This is a genomic window from Azospirillum isscasi, assembly GCF_030849505.1.
Classification (GTDB): Bacteria; Pseudomonadota; Alphaproteobacteria; order Azospirillales; family Azospirillaceae; genus Azospirillum; species Azospirillum isscasi.
Genome location: NZ_JAUJFI010000099.1, coordinates 1 through 22,027, shown reverse-complemented (window position 1 = coordinate 22,027; position 22,027 = coordinate 1). Strand labels below are relative to the sequence as shown.

General features: G+C 69.4%; 18 protein-coding genes. 4 read left to right on the top strand and 14 right to left on the bottom strand.

The features are described 5' to 3' along the window. Both QSG27_RS18575 and QSG27_RS18570 read right to left on the bottom strand, forming a co-directional pair. Positions 1-1,076: DNA polymerase III subunit epsilon (locus QSG27_RS18575; RefSeq protein ID WP_306708715.1), on the bottom strand; the 1,076-nt coding region annotated here is incomplete at its 3' end. Between the two features lie 149 nt (positions 1,077-1,225). Next, positions 1,226-1,909, bottom strand: a complete 684-nt coding sequence (locus QSG27_RS18570; protein ID WP_306708713.1) for a hypothetical protein — start codon at positions 1,907-1,909, stop codon at positions 1,226-1,228. Positions 1,910-2,313: 404 nt separating this feature from the next. Here QSG27_RS18570 and QSG27_RS18565 point away from each other — a divergent pair, with 404 nt between their 5' ends. Together QSG27_RS18565 and QSG27_RS18560 are read left to right on the top strand one after the other, a co-directional pair. Then, a complete protein-coding gene (locus tag QSG27_RS18565; protein WP_306708710.1) occupies positions 2,314-2,754 on the top strand; it encodes a hypothetical protein in 441 nt (146 codons plus the stop codon). 213 nt (positions 2,755-2,967) lie between these two features. Then, entirely contained in the window at positions 2,968-3,360 is a 393-nt protein-coding gene (locus QSG27_RS18560) for a hypothetical protein (protein WP_306708708.1), read from the top strand. Positions 3,361-3,382: 22 nt separating this feature from the next. On the opposite strand, the gene bfr is transcribed toward QSG27_RS18560, so the two are convergent. From bfr to QSG27_RS18520, 8 genes are all read right to left on the bottom strand, one after another. Next, positions 3,383-3,865 carry a bacterioferritin gene (gene bfr / locus QSG27_RS18555; RefSeq protein ID WP_306708706.1) on the bottom strand — a complete coding sequence of 161 codons (483 nt, stop codon included), beginning with the start codon at positions 3,863-3,865 and terminating at the stop codon, positions 3,383-3,385. Between the two features lie 118 nt (positions 3,866-3,983). After that, a complete protein-coding gene (gene malQ / locus QSG27_RS18550; RefSeq protein ID WP_306708704.1) occupies positions 3,984-6,173 on the bottom strand; it encodes a 4-alpha-glucanotransferase in 2,190 nt (729 codons plus the stop codon). Between the two features lie 224 nt (positions 6,174-6,397). Next, on the bottom strand, positions 6,398-7,435 hold the full coding sequence (locus QSG27_RS18545) for a response regulator (RefSeq protein ID WP_306708702.1): 1,038 nt from the start codon (positions 7,433-7,435) through the stop codon (positions 6,398-6,400). An 87-nt stretch (positions 7,436-7,522) separates the two neighbouring features. Continuing rightward, entirely contained in the window at positions 7,523-9,673 is a 2,151-nt protein-coding gene (gene glgX / locus QSG27_RS18540) for a glycogen debranching protein GlgX (protein WP_306708700.1), read from the bottom strand. Between the two features lie 180 nt (positions 9,674-9,853). After that, positions 9,854-12,103, bottom strand: a complete 2,250-nt coding sequence (gene glgB, locus QSG27_RS18535; RefSeq protein WP_306708698.1) for a 1,4-alpha-glucan branching protein GlgB — start codon at positions 12,101-12,103, stop codon at positions 9,854-9,856. A 95-nt stretch (positions 12,104-12,198) separates the two neighbouring features. Continuing rightward, a complete protein-coding gene (gene treS, locus QSG27_RS18530; RefSeq protein ID WP_306708696.1) occupies positions 12,199-15,522 on the bottom strand; it encodes a maltose alpha-D-glucosyltransferase in 3,324 nt (1,107 codons plus the stop codon). 170 nt (positions 15,523-15,692) lie between these two features. Then, positions 15,693-16,127, bottom strand: coding sequence for a bacteriohemerythrin (locus tag QSG27_RS18525; protein ID WP_306708694.1), 435 nt, complete (start codon positions 16,125-16,127; stop codon positions 15,693-15,695). A gap of 154 nt (positions 16,128-16,281) precedes the next feature. Next, the gene (locus QSG27_RS18520; RefSeq protein ID WP_306708692.1) at positions 16,282-16,812 is read right to left on the bottom strand and encodes a GNAT family N-acetyltransferase; all 531 of its coding nucleotides are present in this window, start codon (positions 16,810-16,812) and stop codon (positions 16,282-16,284) included. Between the two features lie 99 nt (positions 16,813-16,911). On the opposite strand from QSG27_RS18520, the gene cysQ reads away from it, so the two are divergent. Together cysQ and QSG27_RS18510 are read left to right on the top strand one after the other, a co-directional pair. Further along, the gene (gene cysQ, locus QSG27_RS18515; protein ID WP_306708690.1) at positions 16,912-17,685 is read left to right on the top strand and encodes a 3'(2'),5'-bisphosphate nucleotidase CysQ; all 774 of its coding nucleotides are present in this window, start codon (positions 16,912-16,914) and stop codon (positions 17,683-17,685) included. Next, positions 17,679-18,476: a ferritin-like domain-containing protein gene (locus tag QSG27_RS18510; protein WP_306708688.1), complete on the top strand. Its 798-nt coding sequence runs from the start codon at positions 17,679-17,681 to the stop codon at positions 18,474-18,476. Before cysQ ends, QSG27_RS18510 begins: the two co-directional genes overlap by 7 nt. A 164-nt stretch (positions 18,477-18,640) precedes the next feature. Here QSG27_RS18510 and QSG27_RS18505 read toward each other — a convergent pair whose 3' ends face one another. The 4 genes from QSG27_RS18505 to QSG27_RS18490 all read right to left on the bottom strand — a co-directional run. Beyond that, positions 18,641-19,030 carry a DUF6285 domain-containing protein gene (locus QSG27_RS18505; protein ID WP_306708685.1) on the bottom strand — a complete coding sequence of 130 codons (390 nt, stop codon included), beginning with the start codon at positions 19,028-19,030 and terminating at the stop codon, positions 18,641-18,643. Further along, entirely contained in the window at positions 19,030-20,139 is a 1,110-nt protein-coding gene (locus QSG27_RS18500) for a phosphotransferase family protein (protein ID WP_306708683.1), read from the bottom strand. The genes QSG27_RS18505 and QSG27_RS18500 overlap by 1 nt, the downstream gene beginning before the upstream one ends. Positions 20,140-20,144: 5 nt before the next feature. Beyond that, positions 20,145-21,341 (bottom strand): acyl-CoA dehydrogenase family protein, encoded by a 1,197-nt coding sequence (locus QSG27_RS18495; protein ID WP_306708681.1) that lies wholly within the window; start codon positions 21,339-21,341, stop codon positions 20,145-20,147. A gap of 39 nt (positions 21,342-21,380) precedes the next feature. Then, the coding region (locus tag QSG27_RS18490) for an SDR family NAD(P)-dependent oxidoreductase (RefSeq protein ID WP_306708679.1) at positions 21,381-22,027 on the bottom strand (647 nt) is incomplete at its 5' end.

The following is a 22,027-nucleotide window of genomic DNA, read 5'->3' as shown; positions in this document are numbered from 1 at the left end:
CCCAGCGGCGCCGGGCCGATCCCCGCGGCCAGCCGCGCGAGGTCGAGCGACGGCGGCGCCTCCGGCTCCGCCAGACCGGAGTCCCGGCAGGCGCGGGCCAGAACGCCGAGCGCCGCCTCGACATCCGTGCCGACCACGACGCAGCCGCGCAAGGCGTCGGCGATCACCGGCCAGGCCGCGGCGAAGGGGCGCGATCCCTCCGCCATCGCGGTGGTCACGCCATGGACGGCGGTTCCCTCCGCCGGGATGGGCGCGCCGGGGTCGATGAACAGTTCCAGCGACAGGCTGCGGAAGACCCGCGGACCGGCCATCCGCACGGTGCCCACCGCGACGACGGGACCGTCCTGCGGGCGCCCGCCGGCGGTGGCCACCCAGAGGCTGACCATCGGCAGGGCCAGCAGCGGCTCCGCGTCGCCGAGATGGACGGGACGGGCGTTGGGGCGCAGCACCAGCCGGTCGCCGGTCAGGAGCGGTTGCGCGTCCCCCGCCTTCGCCGGGAAGACCAGGGCGATCCCCGACTGAAGCCCCAAATCCTTCACCCGCACCGGCACCTCGCCCCCCTGGGCGCGCCGCAGCAGGGCGGACACCATCTGGCCGTCCTCGCGCGCCCGTTCGATGGCGCGGAACAGCTCGGGGCGCGACAGGTGGTCGTAGATGTCTCCCCCCGCCGCGAGGCCCAGATGGGCGGAGGCCGCCGGGTTCAGCGTGTCGATCCGCCCGAAGTCGTCCAGCACCACCACCGGCTCCTCCAGCGCGGCGATCACGCCGGCCAGCCGTTCCGCCGGACGCTGCTCCCCATGGCGCCCATGGCGCAGGGCCTCCACCGCCGCCCGGGCAAGGTCGCCGGCCTCGTCCTCCCTGGCGTCGGCGGCGAGGGAGGCGGCGCTGCTGCGCCCGCGCCACGCCGACAGCGCCTCGCGCAGCCGTTCCAGGTCGCGGAAATGGCGGTTCAGCCGCGCGAAGACCGCCCACAGCGCCAGCACGCCCAGCCCCACGGCGCCCATGTCCAAATAGGAGCGTTCCGGGTCGGCGACGGCCAGCCGCCCGATCTCCACCCCCAGAAAGGCGAGCGCCATGCCCGCCACCGCAAAACCCAACACCGCCGAACGCCACGCCCCGCCCCGCATCGGGCCGCCTCCACACACCGTCAGGAAGGCGCGACTGTAGCGCCCCCGGCCGCCCGCGGAAAGGGAGCGGGCGGGGCGGTCCGCCCGCTCCGCGTCCGCTAATCGGCGGCGAAGCAGTAGAGCAGCCCCGCCCCGCCCGTACCCTTCAAGGCGTCCTGGCTGCAACCGCCCCGCGTCAGGTGCGAACTGTTCCAGGATCTGGCCGGCGGATCGTCGCTCAAGCCCATGCGGTCATGGTGGCCGACCATGGCCGCGCCCTCCGCCCCGCTGCGGGTCCAGTTGCCGCAGGTCCGGTCCTCCGCACCGGCGAAGGCCGTGCCGTCCGGCTGGCTGCCGGTCAGGATGTCGTGGGTGTTGGGGGTATCGCCGCGGCCTTCGACGGTTTCGCCGGTTTCGGTCAGGCCGGTCTGCTTGGTCAGGCCGTTGGTGGCGTGCAAATCCTCCACCGTGCGGGCGATCACCTGCCCCTTCGCGTTCTGCCACGGCCCGCTGCCGATGCGGTCGCGGGCGTTCACCGCGGGCTGCCCGCCCGCCGCCTGGGTGGACAGATAGGCTTTCCAGTCGCGGCTTCCCGCCCCGGCGGCCTGCGCCAGTTGCCGGCAATGGCGGTCCGCCCCCTCCAGCCCGCCGAGATCCGCGCCCTTTCCCGGTCCCACGCTGGTGATGAAGAAGCTCATGCCCGCCGAACCGCCGGCCGAACCGCCAGACGTCTGCGCCGGTGCCGGCCCCGCCGACAGCAGAACCCCTGCCGCCAGTGCGGCCCCCACGATGGTGCGGATCATGACTGCCCTCCCCTTCCTTGTCGTTCGGACGATGGTGCTCCATGGACGCGGGAGCGGAGGGCTTTATTCCCGCATCCTTTCGGCGGGCCGCCGCATCGCATGGCCGATCCTTGTTTTTTCCCCTTCCGATGCGGCGCCGAATCCCTATGTTCCCTGGCGGCCCCGCGGCGCTCCGTTCGGCCGAATGTTTTAGTACGAATTTCGAACTATTTTACCCCCATTCCGCCTGGAAGGTTCTTGCAACTCGGAAGAATAATGAGAGAAAACGGAAAAGAGTTCTCCTTTTCGTTATCATGATTTTAAACATTCAAAGGCTTATTTTGACGCCGTTAATCGCTCATTAAGGCAAATTCGGCAGATTTGGTCTTACGTTTTCCTTCACATTCTTGGGTCTGGCGATGGTGATGGTCTACCACCCTTACGCGCTCCAGCATCGGCAGGAACGGCGGTCCGGACGCAGGTTGGCATTGGCGCTGATTGCCGCGCTCGGCCTGCCGCTGGCGCTGGGCGCCGGCTACACCATGGACACGGTGCGCGGCTATGCGGTCCAGGCCCGGTTGGCACAGGCGGTGGACGCCGCGGCGCTGGCCGGCGGGCGGGTCATGTTCGACGACCAGCGCGACGGCCACATCCGGACCTTCTTCGACAACGCCTTTTCCAAGGGCTTCCTGGGCGCCCACGCCGTGGCCCTGACGATCGAGGACGATTCGCGCAGCGGCGTGCTGACGGTGCATGGCCGGGCGACGGTGAAGGCGCTGTTCACCCGCATCCTGGGAGGCAACGATCTGACCGTGGAAGCCCAGTCGGTCGTCCGCCGCGGAGTCCATGGCCGCAAGGCGTCGTAAGCCCTTCGGGTCGCAAAGCCCGGCGCCGCCGGACGGACGGCCACCACGGAGCCGCCCCTTCGCCCGATTTTTTTAAGGCATCGGGAAGGTTTGCGCTGATATCATGCGGGACTCGGACCATCCACAACCCGTCCCGCCCCCGTGTCCAGCATCCTGTCCCTTCCATCGCCGTCCAGCGCACAGTCCCTTTCGGGGCTGAGCCGCATCCGGCAGATGCTGGCCAGCGAAGCCATCGCCGTGCAGCCGATCCGGCGCACGCCGGGGGAGCAGGAACGCCGGCAATCCGACGACGTCGCGGCTACCGAAGACGCGCTGAAAAGCGGGAGGCGGGCGGAACTGGGCGGCGCGGAGGGCAACCGCACCCGCCGCACCGGGGCTTCCGCAAGATTCGCGCTGGACGACGCGGAGGCCGACGACGGGCCGGTGACCGGCGCGTCCTCCCGCCTGTCCGCCACCCCGAACGCCGGCTTCATCGCGCAGAGCATCCATCAGGACGCGATGGGAAACGGCCTGCACATCGAACCCTGGTCCGCCGCCATCACGGCCTACCGCAAGGCCGACGCCGCGGCCTATGCGACCGGTGCGTCGGCTGGGATGTCCGTCTGAACGGCGGGTTTCCTGTCGGCGGTTACGAGGCGTCGCCGCCGTAGATCTGCTCCTGCTGATAGGCGGTCAGGCCCACGCGCTGGATCAGGTCGAGCTGGGTTTCCAGCCAGTCGATGTGCTCTTCGGTGTCGTCCAGGATCTCGCGGAAGATCTCCCGGCTTTGATAGTCGCGCACGGCGTCGCAGTCGGCGATGGCTTCCAGCAGGTTGCCGCGGTTGTGGCTCTCGATGCCGAGGTCGGCGGTGAGCATCTCCGGCAAATCCTCGCCGACCTTCAGCTTGTGCAGGTCCTGGAGATTCGGGAGCCCTTCAAGGAACAGGATGCGCTCGATCAGCTTGTCGGCGTGCTTCATCTCGCCGATGGATTCCTCGTAGACCGTGTGCGCGAGCCGGAGCAGACCCCAGTTCTTCAACATGCGGGCGTGCAGGAAATACTGGTTGATGGCCGTCAGCTCGTTCGTCAGAATCGTGTTGAGGTGCCGGATAACCTTCGGATCACCTTTCATCTTCCCCTCCGTATTGAGTGGCCGCGCACCGTGGCGCGCGGCGTCCTGTTCTTTGCCCGACGACTGAAGCGAAGTGTAAGCCAATACCGCAGGATGGCAATGCGCTTTGGGGCCGGCTTCAGGGCCGCTCGCTGCGGACGGCCTCGGCCAGACGGCGCAGCCCCTCGTCGTCCGCCATGGCCTCAACCGGCACGCCGAGGCGGCGGCGCCAGTTCGGGTGCTGGTCCACGGTGCCCGGCAGGTTGGGCTGCTCCACCTCGCCCAGCGCGTCCTCGATCTGCACCATGGCGATGCGCCCCGGCGACCGGGCGAGGTAGCGGTGCACCGCCTCCATCAGCTCGCGCGAGAAGGGCTGCGACCCCTCGTTGTTCGGGTAGCTGGCCGGGCGCAGCCCTTCGCGCTCCAGCGCCTGGAGCATCCACCAGCGGTCCACGCCGCGGTCCCAGGCGTCCTTGTTCCGCGCGCCCTCGTCGGGATAGAGGTCCAGCCGGGCGCGCCAATCCAGGTCGCGGTTGGTCCAGAAACCCTTGAAGGTAGCAAGGTCGTGGGTGGTCACCGTGACCATGGCCCCGGCGGGATAGTCCTGCGGCGCCTTGAAGCCGCCATCGGCGCTGCGCTCGAAATACAGCACGCGGTAGCTGAGGATGCCGGCGCGCTCCAGCGCCGGGCGGAAGCCCTCCGGCACGGTGCCCAGATCCTCTCCGATGACGATGCAGCGGTTGCGCCGGCTCTCCAGCGCGATGATCCGCAGCAGATCCTCGAACGGGTATTCGACATAGGCGCCGTCGCTGCCGTCCGCCGGAATCCAGAACAGGTGCTGCAAGGCCATCACATGGTCGATGCGCAGCGCCCCGGCGTGGCGCATGTTGGCCCGCAGCATGGCGACGAAGCTGCCGTAGGCCGATTCCCGCAGCCCCACCGGCGACAGCGGGGCAAGGCCCCAGTTCTGCCCCTTCATGTTGAACTGGTCCGGCGGGGCGCCGACGTTGGCGCCCTGCACCAGGATGTCCGAATCCCCCCAGGCCGCCGCCCCGCCGGGATGCGCCGCCACGGCCAGATCGCGGTAAAAGCCGATGGGCAGCCCGGCCCGCCGCCCGCGCTCCGCCGCCACGCCCAACTGGCGGTCGGCCTCCCATTGGAGATACTCGAAGAAGTCCACCCGCCCGGCCTGCTCGGCGGCGAACGCCTGGACCTCCGGGCTGTCCGGAATTTGGAAGGCCGGCGGCCAGTTCCGCCACATCCACAGGGACGGGTCGCGGCGATAGAAATGCTCGTGCAGCGCCTCGAACACGGCGTGGCGGCGCAGCGGCTCGCCCATCTCCCGCCGGAACGCCTCGAACTCCCGCCGCCGTGCGTCGCTCTCGCCAAGCCCGCGGAAGGTGGCGTGCAGCGCCTCCAGCACCGGCATCTTCAGGGCGGAGACGGCGGGGTAGTCCACCAGCTCCGCCGCCCGCACCGCGGCCAGCCGCTGACGGAAGTCCTCCGACACGACGAGGGCCTGGGCCTCCGGAGTCGCGGACAGCTCCGGAACCCGCTCCACGTCGATGTAGAGGATGTTGAGGAAGGTCCGGCTGCTCGGCGAATAGGGGCCGATGTGGTTGGGGTCCGCCGGGAACAGGGCGTGCAGCGGGTTCAGCCCGACCAGCCCGGCCCCGAGCCCCGCCGCCGTCTCCGCAAAGCGCCCGAGGTCGTCGAAGTCGCCGACGCCCCAGTCGTCGCCGCTCTTCAGCGCGTAGAGCTGCAGGCCGATGCCCCAGGTCCGACCGCCGGGCACCACCTCCTCCACCGTCAGGCAGCGCTGCGGCGCGACGATCAGCATCGCGCCGCCTTCCAGCGTTCCTCCCACCCCCTTGGGCCGGATCACCACCGACAGCCGGTGATAGCCGAGCGGCAGGGTCGGCGGCAGGCGCGTGGACACCGTCCGCCGCTCATAGGCCACGCCGTCGAGCGTCCGCTGATCGGCCAGCGGCAGGTTGCCGACCCGCAGCGACGCGCGGTGGGCGGTCCCGCCCTCCTCGGTCAGCGTCCAGGTCAGCTCGGCGTCCTCCAGCCCCGCCGGGACGGCCAGCGCGAGGCCGAGGGGGGCGCCCTCGTCGATCACCAGGACGGGCGGCAGCATGCGGCGCCACGCCCGGTCCTCCACCGCGTGCAGGCTCGCCGCCAATTCCTCGCCGCTGCCGGCGGGATAGCCCATGGCCGCGGCCAGCGCCCGCTTCGTCGCGTCGGAGGTCTCGCGCCGGTTGCCCCAGATGTCGTGGTAGAAGGGCTCGATGCCAAGCCGTTCGGCAAGCCGGTCGAGATCGCTCATTCAGGGTCCCCGCGGTTATCGGTCGTGGCGTCTTGGTGGCGTCATTCTGGCCGCAACGGCCTGCGCGCGAGCATTGCGCGTCGGGCCGGTTCCGTCCAGCCCCGAACATTCGAATTTTCACATCAACGGCAACGCTTTCGCGCACCACGGCGGGGCAAGGGTGACAACACGCCGCAACCCTGGATGATCCGGCGCTCGCCGTCAGCGGCTCACCATTTGCCGGATCACGGACACACCGCTTCCTTCGCGGCGTCGCCATTCGCCGCCGGCCCCGCCACGGCGGCCCGCGCGGCCTCCGCCTTGGCCTGCGCCATCTGCTCCAGGCGGGAGCGGTAGCCGGTCACCGCAACGGTGACCTCCGCCATCATGGCGTCCAGGGGCCGGGCCACGTCCACCGCCCGCATCAGGTCGCGGGCGAGCGCGCGCACGCTCTCGATCTCCTCCGGCGCGACGGCACCCGATTCGGCCTGAAGCCGGACGCGCTCCGCCATCATCTTCAAAGATTTGGCGACGGACTCCGCCGGGCCGGGCTCGCCCAGATCGTCCAGGCGGCGCAGCAGGTCGTCCAGGAAGGCCGGGATGCGGGCCAGATGCTCCATCGCCATGCGGTCCGGCGGGCGGGCGGCCAGGCCGGGGGCGGCGAACTCGATCAGGAAGGCGACCTGGATGCTGGCGCGCAGCAGCTTCTGTTCGTTGACGAAGTGGTTGGCCTCGGCCATGAGCTGGCGGGCGTTGATGTGCGCCCAGCGGTTGGTGGCCTTCAGCCGCAGCGTGTTCGGCGCGTCGAGCAGCGGCACCTGCGCGCCCTCGCGCGGCGACTTGCGCCGGTCGGGGCCGGTGTAGTCGGCGGTCACCACGAACTTCTTGCGCGATTCGATCAGGGCGGCCAGCCGGTCCTGCACCTGCTTTGGCGAGACGGGCTTCACCAGCAGGTCGTCGGCCCCGGCGTTGGTGACGCGCATCACCAGCAGCGGCGTCGGCTGCCAGGTGGTGGCGACGATGCAGGCGTAGGGGTTGCGGGTGTCCGGCTCGTTGCGCAGGCGGCGGATGAAGCGCAGCGCCTCCGCCTCCTCCCCATCCGTGTCGAGAAGGATCAGGTCCGGACTGGCCGCGGCGACCACCTCCGCCGCGTCCCGCACCGAACCGTAGGTCTCGGCCCGCTTCAGCCCCAGCCGCGCCAGCACCTCGCGAAGGACGCGCAGGGTGTTGGACTGCGTATCGATGATGGCCGCATCAACCAGGGAGAAGTCGTAGTCGGGCATGCGTCGGATCCGCGGAAACCGGAGGTGGAGGAGCCGCCCCCGGCCCGGACGTTAGCACAGGCGGAAAATGCCGCCTATTGACCCGTATCAACGACCGGGCGATTCAACCTGTACGAACACCAACGCGGTCCGCCCGTCCACCGGCATCGTCCGCCCGGCGAGTTGCATCCGCCCGTCGCCGGCCCCGTCCGCCACGCGGGTGTCCAGCACGCAGCGCCAGCCGCGCGCCTCGGGCACCTCGGGCAGGGTGACGTTGACCGTGCCGGTGTGGGCGTTCAGCACGATCAGCAGAACCCCGTCGTCCTGCGGAGCCCCGTCCGCCCCGGTGTAGCTCCCGGCGTGGCCGTTCAGCAGCAGCAGGATGCAGCGCGCATGGCCGTTGCGCCAATCCTCCGCCGACTTCTCCACGCCCTGCGGGGTGTACCAGACGATGTCCTTCAACCCGTCCGCCGAGGTCCGGCGCCCGTGCAGGAAGACCGGGCGGCGCAGCACCGGATGCGCCTTGCGCAGGGCGATCAGCCGCTTGACGAAGGCCAGCATCGGCCCGCCCTCGCCCTTCAGCCGCGCCCAGTCCAGCCAGGAGGTTTCGTTGTCCTGGCAGTAGGCGTTGTTGTTGCCCTTCTGGCTGTGGCCGATCTCGTCGCCGGCCAGCATCATCGGCGTGCCCTGCGACAGGAACAGCGTGGCCAGCAGGTTGCGCTTCTGCTTCGCGCGGGCCTCGCGGATGGCGGGATCGTCGGTTTCGCCCTCCACCCCGTGGTTCCAGGAGTGGTTGGCGGAATGGCCGTCGCGGTTGTCCTCGCCGTTGGCCCAGTTGTGCTTCTCGTTGTAGGAGACGAGATCGTGCAGGGTGAAGCCGTCGTGCGCCGTGACGAAGTTCACCGACGACCAGGGCCGCCGCCCGCGCTTCTCGAACAGGTCCGACGAGCCGGCGATGCGCCCCGCCAGTTCCGGCAGCATGCCCTCGTCGCCGCGCCAGTAGCGGCGCACGGTGTCGCGGTAGCGGTCGTTCCACTCCGCCCAGCCCGGCGGGAAGTTGCCGACCTGATAACCGCCGGGTCCGACGTCCCACGGCTCGGCGATCAGCTTCACGTCGGCCAGCGCCGGGTCCTGCCGCACCGCGTCGAGGAAGCCCGAGCCGGGGTCGAACCCGTAGGGCTCCCGCGCCAGAACGGTGGCGAGGTCGAAGCGGAAGCCGTCCACATGCATCTCCGTCACCCAGTAGCGCATGGAATCCATCACCATCTGGAGCACGCGCGGGTGGCTGAGGTTCAGGGTGTTTCCGGTGCCGGTGTCGTTGATGTAGAAGCGCGGGTTGTCGGGCAGCAGCCGGTAGTAGCTGAGGTTGTCGATGCCCTTGAAGGACAGGGTGGGGCCAAGATGGTTGCCCTCGCCCGTGTGGTTGTAGACCACGTCCAGGATAACCTCGATCCCCGCCTCGTGCAGGCGGGCGACCATGGTCTTGAACTCCGACAGGACGCCGGTGGTCATGTAGCGCGGCTCGGGCGCGAAGAAGCCGATGCTGTTGTAGCCCCAGTAGTTGCGCAGGCCCTGCCCGACCAGATGCCGGTCGTCGGCGAAGGACTGCACCGGCAGGAACTCCACCGACGTGATGCCCAGCGCCTTCAGATAGTCGATCACCGCGTGGGTGGACATGCCGGCGAAGGTGCCGCGCAGCGGGGCCGGCACCTCCGGGTGGCGCATGGTGAAGCCGCCGACATGGGTCTCGTAGATGACCGTGTCCGACCAGGGCACCGCCGGATGCCGGTCGTGCCCCCAGGTGAAGGCGCGGTCCACCACCCGGCATTTCGGCATGCCGCGGGCGTTGTCGCGCCGGTCGAAGGACAGATCCTCGCGCGTCGAGCCCATGCGGTAGCCGTAATGGGCGTCCGACCAGCGGAACGGCCCGAACAGCGCCTTGGCGTAGGGGTCGAGCAGCAGCTTGTTCGGGTTGAAGCGGTGCCCCGCCGCCGGCTCGTACGGCCCATGGACGCGGTAGCCGTAGAGCAGGCCGGGCCGGGCTTCCGGCAGATAGCCGTGCCAGACCTCGTCGGTGTGCTCCGGCAGGACGACCCGCTCGACCTCCCGCTGGCCGGTCTGGTCGAACAGGCACAGCTCGACCTTCTCGGCGTGCGCGGAGAAGAGGGCGAAATTGACCCCGAACCCGTCCCAGTTCGCCCCCAGCGGATAGGGCTTGCCGGGCCAGACGGCGGTGCGCGTGGCGGTGGAGATGGACATCGGGACGGAGCTCACCACGGGCACGGATATCGGGCGGAACCGCAAGCGGCTTGCGTTGTGCGCAACGGATGGCCCGGCGGATGCGGAACGCCACCTGTTGCAATAAAGAATTGGCACGTTCGTCGCGTCAAGTGCGGAACGCCGCCCTTCCCTCCTCCCATCGATGGAAGCGGTCGCCCACTACCCCGCCTTCCGCTCCAGCACCAGCGTCCCCAGCGGCGGCAGGGTCAGATTGATGGAGTGCGGGCGGCCATGCCATTCCGTCTCCTCGCTCTCCACGCCGCCGGCGTTGCCGACGCCGCTGCCGCCGTATTCCGGGGCGTCGGTGTTCAGCACCTCCTCATAACGCCCCGGCAGGCTCACGCCGACGCGGTAGCCGTCGCGCGGCAGCGGGGTGAAGTTGCACACCACCACCACATGATGCTCCGGGTCCTCCGCCCCCTTGCGCAGGAAGACCAGGACGGAGTTGTCGCTGTCGTTGGCCTCGATCCATTCGAAGCCCGCCGGGTCGCAATCGGTCTGGTGCAGCGGTTTCAGGCCGCGGTACATCCGGTTCAGGTCGCGCACCAGCGTCTGGAGCCCCTTGTGCAGCGGCTCCTCCAGCAGGTGCCAGTCCAGGCTGCGGGCCTCGCTCCACTCGCGCCACTGGCCGAACTCGCCGCCCATGAACAGCAGCTTCTTGCCGGGGTGGGCGAACATGAAGCCGTAATAGGCGCGCAGGTTGGCGAACTTCTGCCAGTCGTCGCCGGGCATCTTGTTGATCAGCGAGCCCTTGCCGTGCACCACCTCGTCATGGCTGAGCGGCAGAACGAAATTCTCCGAGAACTGATAGATCAGGCCGAAGGTGAGCTGGTGGTGGTGGTAGCGGCGGTGGATGGGGTCCTTCGCCATATACTCCAGCGTGTCGTGCATCCAGCCCATGTTCCACTTGTAGCCGAAGCCCAACCCGCCGAGATAGACGGGCCGCGACACCGCCGGCCAGGCCGTGGATTCCTCGGCCACCGTCATGATGCCCTGGTGATGGCCGTAGGTCAGCTCGTTCATCCGCTTCAGGAAGGCGATGGATTCCAGGTTCTCGCGCCCGCCGAAGCGGTTGGGAATCCATTCGCCGGCCTTGCGGCTGTAGTCGAGGTAGAGCATGGAGGCCACGGCGTCCACGCGCAGCCCGTCCAGCCGGTAATGCTCCAGCCAGAACAGCGCGTTGCCCAGCAGGAAGTTCTGCACCTCCGTCCGGCCGAAATTGTAGATCAGCGTGTTCCAGTCCTGGTGATAGCCCTGGCGCGGGTCGGAATGCTCGTACAGGTGCGTGCCGTCGAACCAGCCGAGCCCGTGCGGGTCGGTCGGGAAATGGCCGGGCACCCAATCCAGCAGCAGGCCGATCCCCGCCGCGTGGCAGGTGTCCACGAAATATTTGAAGTCCTCCGGCGTGCCGTGGCGGCTGGTCGGCGCGTAGAGGCCGATCGGCTGGTAGCCCCAGGAGCCGTCGAAGGGATGCTCGGTGACCGGCAGCAACTCGATGTGGGTGAAGCCCAGATCCTTCACATAGGGCACCAGCCGGTCGGCCAGCTCGCGGTAGGTCAGGAAGCGGTCGCCCTCCTCCGGCACCCGCGCCCAGGAGCCGAGATGGACCTCGTAGATGGAGATCGGCGCGGTCAGGTCGGCGGTGGTGGAACGGGTCCGCTGCCACTCCGCGTCCTGCCAGTCGTAATCCGGCAGGCCGTGCACGACGGAGGCGGTCTGGGGGCGGAATTCCGCCTGGAAGGCGTAGGGGTCGGACTTCAGCGGCAGCAGGTCACCGCCCGCCCCCTTGATCTCGAACTTGTAGCGCTGGCCGGCGGTGGCGTGGGGCACGAAGATCTCCCACACCCCGGCCTCCACCCGCTTGCGCATCGGCAGACGCCGCCCGTCCCACTCGCAGAAGTCGCCGACGACGCTGACCCGCCGCGCGTTGGGCGCCCAGACGGCGAAGGCCACGCCCGCCACCCCGTCGATCTCCCGCGGGTGGGCGCCCAGCCGCTCGAAACTCTTGAGGTGCGTGCCTTCGGCCAGCAGATGGATGTCCAGTTCGCCCAGGACGGAGGCGAAGCGGTAGGCGTCCTCGAACTCCACCGTCGCCAGAGGGAATTGGACGCGCAGGCGGTAGCGGAAGCGCTCCGTCCGGTCGGGCAGGACGGCGACGAAGAAGCCCTCGTCATGGACCTTGTCCGCCTCGCCCGCCGGGTCGCCGGACGCGCCGTCGATCACCCAGAGCTTCTCGGCGCCGGGGATGAAGGCGCGGACCTCCACGGGCCGGTCCTTGCCGGTCTGGTGCATGCCCAGGATCGCGAAGGGATCGCCATGGTCGGCGCGGACGATGGCGTCGATGCCGCCGCGCAGCGATGACGCCCCCTGCGCTTCGGCCCGGATTCCCGTTCGGATGTCGTTCGGCATCGGCTGACCTTTCCCTGCCCTCACTCATTCTTGGGGTGTGAACATAGCGCCGGGGCGTTTGTCACACCATGCCCGCGGCGTCCTATGCGCCCCCCTCAGGACTCGCCGTCCAGAAGCCCCAGCACGCCCTTCACCGGGATGCCGATCCAGTTCGGGCGGTTCGCGGCCTCGTAGGCGATCTCGTAGAGCGCCTTTTCCATCAGGAACAGGGCCAGCAGACGCCGGTCGGCGCCCGTGCCGTCCGGCAGGTCCGGGCAGGCGGCGATGGTGGCGCGGTAGGCGTCCAGGAAGCTCTGCATGCTGCGCCGTTCCCAATCCAGGGCGGCTTCCATCACGGCGCCGGCTTCCTCCAGCGCGCCCGTCTCGTCGATTCGGAACAGGGCCGCCCAGGTGGCGTAGTTGAAGGAGCGCAGCATCCCCGCCACGTCGCGCAGCGGGCTGTGCTTGGCCCGGCGCTCCTCCAGCGTCTTCGCCGGCTCGCCCTCGAAGTCGATGATGTACCAGTCGTTCTGGGCGCGCAGCACCTGCCCCAGGTGATAGTCGCCGTGGATGCGCGTCTTCTCCCCCTGCGGCGGCGTGTCGGCCAGTTCGGCCAGCCGGTTGATCACGTCGGTGCGGCGGGCCAGCAGGGCTTCGGCCTGCTCCCTCACCGCCGGGCTCAGTCGGTCCAGCGCGCCGGGCAGGGCCGCGAAGGCGGCCTCGGCCTGACGGCGGGCGGCCTCGGCCCAGCCCTTCAGGTCGCCGGCGGTCACCGGTTCCGGATCGAAGGCCGGGTCGCCGGTCCGCTTCGCCAGCGCGCAGTGCAGTTCCGCGGTGCGCTGGCCGAGCGTCGCCATCATGGCGGCGTGCATGCCGAAGGGCTCGCCCTCCGCCGGCTCCTCCGGATCGTGGGCGAGGCCCAGGCGGATGTCGTCCAGCTCGCGGACCAGCGAATCGACCGTGCTGCTCCAGCCGTCGCCCTGGTTGCGGACGAAGCCCTGAAGGACGAACAGCGCGGTCGGCGTGCCGTCCTCGGCCATATGCTCGACGGAGCCGAGCAGCGGCGGCGTGTTCTGATAGCCCGCCACCTCCGTCAGGAAGCGCCCGACCTCCAGTTCCGGATGGGCGCCGGGGGTCAGGCGGCGGAACGCCTTCAGCACGGCCTGGGCGCCGACCAGGATGGAGCTGTTGCTCTGCTCCACGCCCAGACGGCGGATCTCGGTGTCCTCGGCCAGCGTCAGGTCGACCATGCAGGCGGTCGGGGAGAAGCGGATGGCGCCATGGGAGGCCGGGATCTCGCGCCCTTCGCGCAGGGCGGCCAGCAGGCTGCGGATGAAGGCGTCCGTCTGCATGGCGTCGAAGATGGCGCCGGTGCGCGGGCCGCGCCGGGCCTTGGCCAGCGTGAAGGGAAGCAGCGGCCAGCCGATGTTCCCGGCATTCTCCTCCCAGCTCATGGCCAGCGGCAGGAAATAGGACTGGGTGTCGCCGCCCGAAAGATCCACGTCGGCGCGGAGCAGCATGAAACCGTCGCCCGGCCCGTTCAGCCGCGCGGACATCGGGACGTGCGCGCCGCCGATCCGGCGATCCTTGCCAGCGAACCAGCGCTGCTGCGGCAGATAGGCTTGAAGGATGTCGCGGGCCAACTCCGCTTCCGCGCGCCCGCTGATGAGGCTTTTCCAACCGTCGCGCACCACCACGGTCAGCAGGTCGGGCACCGGCTCCGGCATCGTCTCGTGCCAGGACGGCAGCGCCGCCTCGGCGGCCAGGGCGAACCAGTAGAAGCCGTAGGCGGGAATCGTCAGCAGATAGGGCAGATCGCCGACCGGCGGGAAGACCGTCCGGCCCAGAAGCTCCACCGGCACGCGCCCGCGGAAGGGCTTCAGGTCCAGCTCCACCGCCTGGGCGGAGCGGGAGAGGTTCGCGACGCAGAGGATGATCTCGTCGCCGTCCTCCGTCGCGTGGCAGCGCAGATAGGCCAGCACCTTGCGGTTGCCCGGATAAAGGAGCTGAAAACTGCCGCGCCCGAACGCCTTGTGCTGCTGGCGCACCGCGATCAGCCGCTTCATCCAGTTCAGGAGCGACGACGGGCTGCGCTGCTGCGCCTCCACGTTGATGGCCTGGAAGCCGTAGATCGGGTCCTGGATGGCCGGCAGATACAGCCGCGCCGGGTCGGAACGGGAAAAGCCGCCGTTGCGGTCGGGCGACCATTGCATGGGCGTGCGCACGCCGTCGCGGTCGCCGAGATAGATGTTGTCGCCCATGCCGATCTCGTCGCCGTAATAGAGCACCGGCGTGCCCGGCATGGACAGCAGCAGGCTCTTCAGCAGTTCGATCTTGCGGCGGTCGTTCTGGAGCAGCGGGGCCAGCCGCCGCCGGATGCCCAGGTTGATGCGCATCCGCCGGTCGGCGGCGTAGAAGTCCCAGAGATAGTCCCGCTCGCGGTCGGTCACCATCTCCAGCGTCAACTCGTCATGATTGCGCAGGAAGACGGCCCACTGGCAGGTGTCCGGGATGTCCGGCGTCTGGCGCATGATGTCGGCGATGGGGTGCCGGTCCTCCATGGCGACGGCCATGTAGATGCGCGGCATCAGCGGGAAGTGGAAGGCCATGTGGCATTCGTCCCCGCCCTTCGCCAGATCGCCGAAATAGGGCAGCACGTCCTCCGGCCACTGGTTCGCCTCGGCCAGCAGCATGCGGTCGCCGTAGCCCTTGTCGATCTCCGTGCGGATGGCCTTCAGGACGTCGTGGGTTTCCGGCAGGTTCTCGTTGTTGGTGCCCTCGCGCTCCTTCAGGTAGGGAACGGCGTCGAGCCGCAGCCCGTCCACTCCCATGTCCAGCCAGAAGCGCATGACGTTCAGCACCTCCTGAAGGACCTTCGGGTTGTCGAAGTTCAGGTCGGGCTGGTGCGAATAGAAGCGGTGCCAGAAATAGGCCTGCGCCTCGGAATCCCAGGTCCAGTTGGACTTTTCCGTGTCGCAGAAAATGATGCGGGTGCCCTGGTACTTCTGGTCGGTGTCGGACCAGACGTAGTAGTTGCGGTGGTTCGATCCCGGCTTGGCCTGACGGGCGCGCTGGAACCACGGGTGCTGGTCGGAGGTGTGGTTGATGACCAGTTCGGTGATGACGCGCAGGCCGCGGTCGTGGCATTCGCGCAGGAACCGCTTGAAGTCCTGGAGATTGCCGTAGGACGGGTTGACCGCCTTGTAATCGGCGATGTCGTATCCGTCGTCGCGCAACGGCGAAGGGTAGAAGGGCAGCAGCCACAGCGTGGTGACGCCAAGCTCCTGGATGTAGTCGAGCTTCTGCGTCAGGCCGGCGATGTCGCCGATGCCGTCGTTGTCGGCGTCGAAGAACGCCTTCACATGAAGCTGATAGATGACCGCGTCCTTGTACCAGAGCGTGTCGTTCCGATCGATCCGGCCATTGTCCGTGTTCTTCATACCGCCGCCGTCGCCCCCCTGGTCTGGTGGAGCGGGGCCGCCGGGCGGACGGGGCAGACCCGCGTCCATCCGGCAGCCGCGCCACATCATAAACCAGTTTGATCTGGGACCGTTCCACGGCAAAGGCAACGTTGGCCGCTAAACCTGCGATAGCGGACCGGCGGCGAAGGTCAGGCCGTCGTCCGCTTCTTCCTGGCCCCCTGGGTCAGGCTGCGGTAGACCCGCTGGTCTTCTTCGATGAAATGGGCGATCAGGCGGTGTTCAACCCAGTTGGTCAGCTCGTTGGGTGTGCAGAAGACCACGCCGTACGGCCCTTCGAACCGCAGGGCCAGCAATTCCTGGGTGATGTCGCGGTGCAGCCGCTTGTGCTGGTCGAGGATGCTGGACTTGGCGCTGATCCAGAACTGCTCTTCGGCGGAGAAATGCTCTTCCGTGTACTTCACCAGGGCGGCGAAGGCGTTCTGGATGATCTTGTAGCCCTGCCCCGCCGCGACCGCCATATGCAGCAGCCCGGCCAGTTCCAGAAGGGTCCGGTGCTGCTCGTCGATGGACTCGTTTCCGACCGTGTATTCGCTTTTCCAGGGAAAACGAGGGGTTGGCTGCATGGCATCCTGCCGGCAAGCGGCTGTGCTGGTGGTGAGGGGGACGGTCCACGATAACATCCGGATCGTCCCTTCGGGGTCGGACAACTTGCCGCAAATCGAAACATCTTCCACCGGGTTCAGTATGATTTGCCGCAAATTCCACTAAAATGCAAAATTACTTTTTCACAGGTTTCGCCATGTAGGTCATTCCTCCGCCGTAGGAGGCCAGCTTGGCCGCCAGACCCGGCCCGCCGTCTTGCGGCAGGAATCCCTGCGCGTCCCAGAAAGCCCGCGCGCCGGGGGTGGAGGTCAGGGCCAGCCAGCGGAAGCCCTGCCGCGCCGCCAGCGCGTTCATCCGCTCCAGCGCGGCGACGCCCAGCCCCAGGCCCCGCGCCGCGGGCAACAGGGCCACGTCGTGGAGATACAGGCAGTCGGGCGCCTCCGGCAGCGCGCCCAGCGGCGAATCGAGCGGCGGCGGCGTGCCCAGCCGGCCCGGATGCATGACGATGTAGCCGATGCAGACCCCGTCCGCCTCCGCCGCATGGGTTTCCGCCATCGCGCAGCCGTCCGGATAGAGGGCCAGCCGTTCCGCGAAGACGGCGCGGTCTTCCGGGTAATCGGGGTGCACCACCTCGGCAATGGCCATCACGCGGTCGAGATCGGCCGGCTCCATGGGCCGCCAGATGGGCCGCCAGCGTCCGTTCATCCTCATTCTCCCCTTGTCCCCGCCCTTTCCAGCCTTCCAGCCCACCGTCCGGGCGCGCTATGGTGACCGTTCGCCCACCAGCCGACCGGAGGACCACCCATGACCGACACCGCCGCGGCAAGCCTGCTGCCCAAGGTGCGGACCATCGCCCACGAAGCGGGTCAGGTGATCCTGCGCTTCTACAACGGCGGCATCGACGCCGCCACAAAGGTCGACGGCAGCCCGGTGACCCAGGCCGATCTGGCCGCCGAACACGTCATCACCCCGGCCCTGCACCACATCGCCCCCGGCATCCCGGTGGTGGCGGAAGAGGCCGTGGCCGCCGGGAACCGGCCCGACGTCTCCGGCGGGCGCTTCTGGCTGGTCGATCCGCTGGACGGCACCAAGGAGTTCATCAGCCGCAACGGCGAATTCACCGTCAACATCGCCCTGATCGAGGGCGGGCGCCCGGTTCTCGGCGTGGTCTACGCGCCGGCCACGGGCGACCTCTACGCCGCCTGCGGGCCGGGCACCGCCGTCCATTGGGTGGAGGGCCGCCACGACTATCCCATCCAGGTCCGCAAGCCGCCGCCCGACGGGCTGACCGTCGTCGCCAGCCGCTCCCACGGCAGCGGCAGCGAACTGGACAGCTTCCTCGCCGGCTACACGGTGAAGAACCGGGTGACCTGCGGCAGCTCGCTGAAGTTCTGCACGGTGGCCTCCGGCAAGGCCGACCTCTACCCCCGCTTCGGCCCGACCAGCGAATGGGACACCGCCGCCGGCCACGCCATCCTCACCGCCGCCGGCGGGCGGGTGGAGCAGCCGGACGGGTCCCCCATGCTCTACGGCAAGGCCGACATCGTGAACCCCCATTTCGTTGCGTATGGATGGTGACGACCCTGTGCGACGCGGCCGTCGCGGTGCTGACCACCGCGGCGCCGCCGGAGAAGGTGCGCCTGACGCGGGACTACGCCGCGGCGTGGCGCGACGGGCGCATTTCCGACTTCGGTTCCCTGGCCCCGCCGGAACGCCCCGCCCGTCCGGAGCGCCCGCCCCTGATGCTGCCCCGCGATATGCCCAAGCGCGGGCGCGGCGGCAGCGCGCAGAACCGCCTCGCCCTGCTGCACGCCTTGGCCCACATCGAACTGAACGCCATCGACCTCGCCTGGGACCTCGTGTGCCGCTTCGTCGGGGAGGGGATGCCCAAGGGCTTCACCGACGACTGGGTGCAGGTCGCCGACGACGAGGCCCGGCATTTCCAGATGTTGGAGGAGCGGCTGAACCAGCTCGGTTCCGGCTACGGCGAGATGCCGGCCCATGACGGGCTGTGGCAGGCCGCGACCGTCACCGCCCACGACCTCGCCGCCCGGCTGGCCGTGGTGCCGATGGTGCTGGAGGCGCGCGGGCTGGACGTGACCCCGGACACCGTCCGCCGCCTGGGCGAGTTCGGCGACGCGGAGAGCGCCGCCCTGCTTCAGATCATCCACGACGAGGAGATCACCCACGTCGCCGCCGGGCGCCGCTGGTTCGGCCACCTCTGCGCCAAGCGCGGCGTGGATCCGGTGGAGACCTGGCAAGGGTTGGTGAAGCAATATTTCCGCGGCAGCCTGAAGAAGCCCTTCAACGTGACCAGCCGTCAGGCCGCCGACTTCGGCCCGGAATTCTACGAGCCGATCGCGGAGTGATGCCCACACCTTCTGCTCCCCTCTCCCGCCCCGGGAGAGGGAGGGGGCCACGCGCAAGCGTGGGAGGGTGAGGGTGCCGGCAACGGGTCGGCCCTGATCCTCGCACGACCCTCACCCGCCCGCTTCGCAGGCACCCTCTCCCGGGACGGGAGAGGGGAACACTCCTACCCCCGCAGCAGCTTCGGGTTGGCGATGCCCAGCCGGGCCTGGACGATCTCCTCCAGGCATTCCATCAGCACGTCCTGGCCGTCGTGGTCGAAGTCGCCCGCGGCGATCTCGATGCACAGCCGGTGCTGCAAGGCTTCCACCCGCTGGCGCAGCTCCGTGCCGGACAGGCTGTCGTCCGCGTCCTCGCCGTAGAGCAGGGCCAGCGCCGCCAGCATGGCGTGGCCGGCCTCGTCGACCCCGGCCAGCTCACGCTGCACGATGCCCAGCGCGTTGGCGATCATCAGCGCCGTATAGCGCTGGGCCGGCGGGATGTGGGGGAGGAGGTCCGTCCGGAAAGTCTCCGCGACGATGCTCAGCAATTCCTGGGCGTCGGGGCTGGTGCGCATCAGGCCACCCTCTCTTCGCTGGCATCCCCGGACAGGCCGGCTCCCGCGGACTCCACCGGGGACGCCACCGTCAGCCCGAGGTTGCGGATGTGGCGCAACAGGTCCAGTTCGATTTCCGGCAGCATCCGCCCGGTCAGCGCCAGTTCCAGAGAGGGTTCCTCGCCGGAGGTGTGGCGGCGGCCCTGGAGGACGGCGATGGCCGCCCAGCGCATGTAAGCCGCGGTCTCCCAATAGGCCACCGCCTGCGGGTCCACCCGGCGCCCCGAGGTTTCCTCATAGCCGGCGTAGAAGTCCTCCCGCCCGGCCAGCCCGCCCGCCTCGCGGTCATGCCGCCCGAACCGCCAGGAGCGGGCGCAGAACCAGCCCAGATCCTCCATGGGATCGCTGAACCCGGCGAACTCCCAATCCAGGATGGCGGTCAGCGCCCCGTCCTTCACCAGATAGTTCCCGGTGCGGTAGTCACGGTGGCACAGCACCAGATCGCCCGGCGGCGGGGCATGGATCTCCAGCCAGCGCAGCCCCCAGGCCAGCACCGCGTCCCGCACCGCCAGATCGCCCAGCCAGTCGCGGTAGGCGTGCACGCAGTCGAGCGCCGGGGACGGGTTCGGCACGGGCAGATCCTCAAGCCCCGGGGTGTCCGGCCCGGCGCGGTGCAGGCGGCCCAGTTGCCGGCCAAGCTCGCGGGCGAGGCCGCGTTGCGGCTGGTCCGACTTCACCACCTTGTGCCCGGCCCCGATGCCTTCGGCGCGCCGCATGATGTAGAAGTCGGCGCCCAGAACCGCCGGGTCGCCGCAGGATGCGATCGGCTCCGGCGCCGCCACCCCGGCGCCGAAGGCGGCGCGCAGCACGGCGAATTCCTGCGCCTTGGAGATGCTGGCCTTCATGCTCGGCGCCACGGCGCTACCGCCGCCGGGCTGGGCGCGCAGCACGCAGGCGTGGCGCCCGGCCTGCGGTCCGCCGTCGATGTCCAGCGTCACCGCAAGGTTGAGCGAGATGGCTCCCCCGCCGAGGGTGCCTTCGTCGGCCACCGACACGCGCGTCGCGCCGGTCGCCCCGGCCAGCCACGATTCCAGACGCGGCCGGCTTTCCCCATCGATCAGTGCGCCCATCCGTCTCACCCCCAGGCCCAGAAGCCGTCACCCTCGTCCATGTAGAAGCGCGCCAGCACCATCTTGTGGACCTCCGACGCCCCGTCCACCAGCCGGGCCTGCCGGGCGTAGCGGTACATCCACTCCAGCGCCGTGTCCTTCGAATAGCCCCTGGCCCCGCAGAGCTGGATGGCCGTGTCCACCGCCTTGTGCAGCGTGTCGGCGACATGGACCTTGGCCATCGACACCTCCTTGCGGGCGAAGTCGCCGCGGTCGAGCTGCCACGCCGCCTTCATGATCAGCAGGCGCCCGATCTCGATCTGCATGGCGACGTCGCCCATCATCCACTGGACGCCCTCGTGCCCGGCCAGCGTGGTGCCGAAGCTCTCGCGCTCCCGCACATAGGCGGCGGCGATCTCCATGGCCCGCTTGGACAGGCCGGTCCAGCGCATGCAGTGGGTCAGCCGCGCCGGACCGAGCCGGATCTGCGTCGCCTTCAGCCCGTCCCCGACCTTCATCAGGACATTCTCGTCGGAAACCTCCAGCCCGTCGAAGCGCAGCTCGCAATGGCCGCCATGCTCCTCCGGCCCCATGATCGGGATGCGGCGGACGATCTCCCAGCCGGGCTGGTCCTTGTCGAACAGGAAAGCGGTCAGCCCCTTGCGCGCGTCGTCGGAGGTGCGGGCGATCAGGATGAAATGCTGCGCCTCTCCCGCCCCGGTGATGAACCATTTGTGGCCGGAGATCACCCAGCGGTCGCCCCGCCGCTCCGCCCGGGTCTTCATCATCGAGGGGTCGGAGCCGCCGCCGGGATGCGGCTCGGTCATCGCGAAGGCGGAGCGGACCTTGCCGTCCACGATGGGCTGGAGCCAACGCTCCTTCTGCGCCTCGGTCGCCACCTTGTTGAGAAGCTGCATGTTGCCGTCGTCCGGGGCGGCGCAGTTGAAGCAGACCGGCCCGAAGATGGAGCGGTTCATCTCCTCGTAGGCCGCGGCCATGCCGACGATGCCCAGCCCCTGCCCGCCGCGCTCCTTCGGCATCTGCGGCGCCCACAGCCCGGCGGCCTTCACCTCCCCACGCAGGCGCTCCAGCAGGGCGGGCGCGATGTTCTCATGCTCGTCGCAGGAGGCCGGGTCCGCTTCCAGCGGCAGGATGCGCTCCTCCACGAAGGCGCGCACGCGGCGGCGGAACTCCTCGATCGGCGGGGGCAGGCTGAAATCCATCGGTTCGGGTCCTCTCCGTCATTCTTTCTTCTTTGCTTCTCACAGGGTGCCGACGAGATGCCCGCCGTCCACCGGCACGACCGCCCCGGTCATGTAGGCCGACGCATCGGAGCAGAGCAGCAGCAGCGGCCCGTCGAGATCCGCCAGCCGCCCCAGCCGCCGCTGCGGCACGCGCCGGATCAGCGCCTGCCCGGCGTCGGTCGCCAGAAAGTCGCGGTTCAGGTCGGTTTCCATGTAGCCGGGGGCCAGCGCGTTGACCCGGATGCCGTGGCGCGCCCATTCCAGCGCCAGCGCCTTGGTCAATTGAACCAGCCCGGCCTTCGACGCGGCATAGGCGGCGACATGGCCCGCCACCCGCAGCCCCAGGATGGACGCGATGTTGACGATGGAACCGCCCCGCCCCTGCTCCTTCATCACGCGCGCCGTCTCCTGCGCGGTGAGGAAGGCGCCCTTCAGGTTGGTGTCGATCACGCGGTCCCAATCGTCTTCGCCATGGTCGAGCGCCGCCTTGGACACCGTGGTTCCGGCGTTGTTGACGAGGATGTCCAGCCCGCCGAGCGCGCTCGCGGCCTCGCGGACACCGTTGCGGACGGAGGCGGCGTCGGTGACGTCGAGCGGGATGGGGATGGCCCGCCCGCCCGCCGCCGCGATCTCCGCGACGGCGGCGTCCAGGCTCTCGCGCCGCC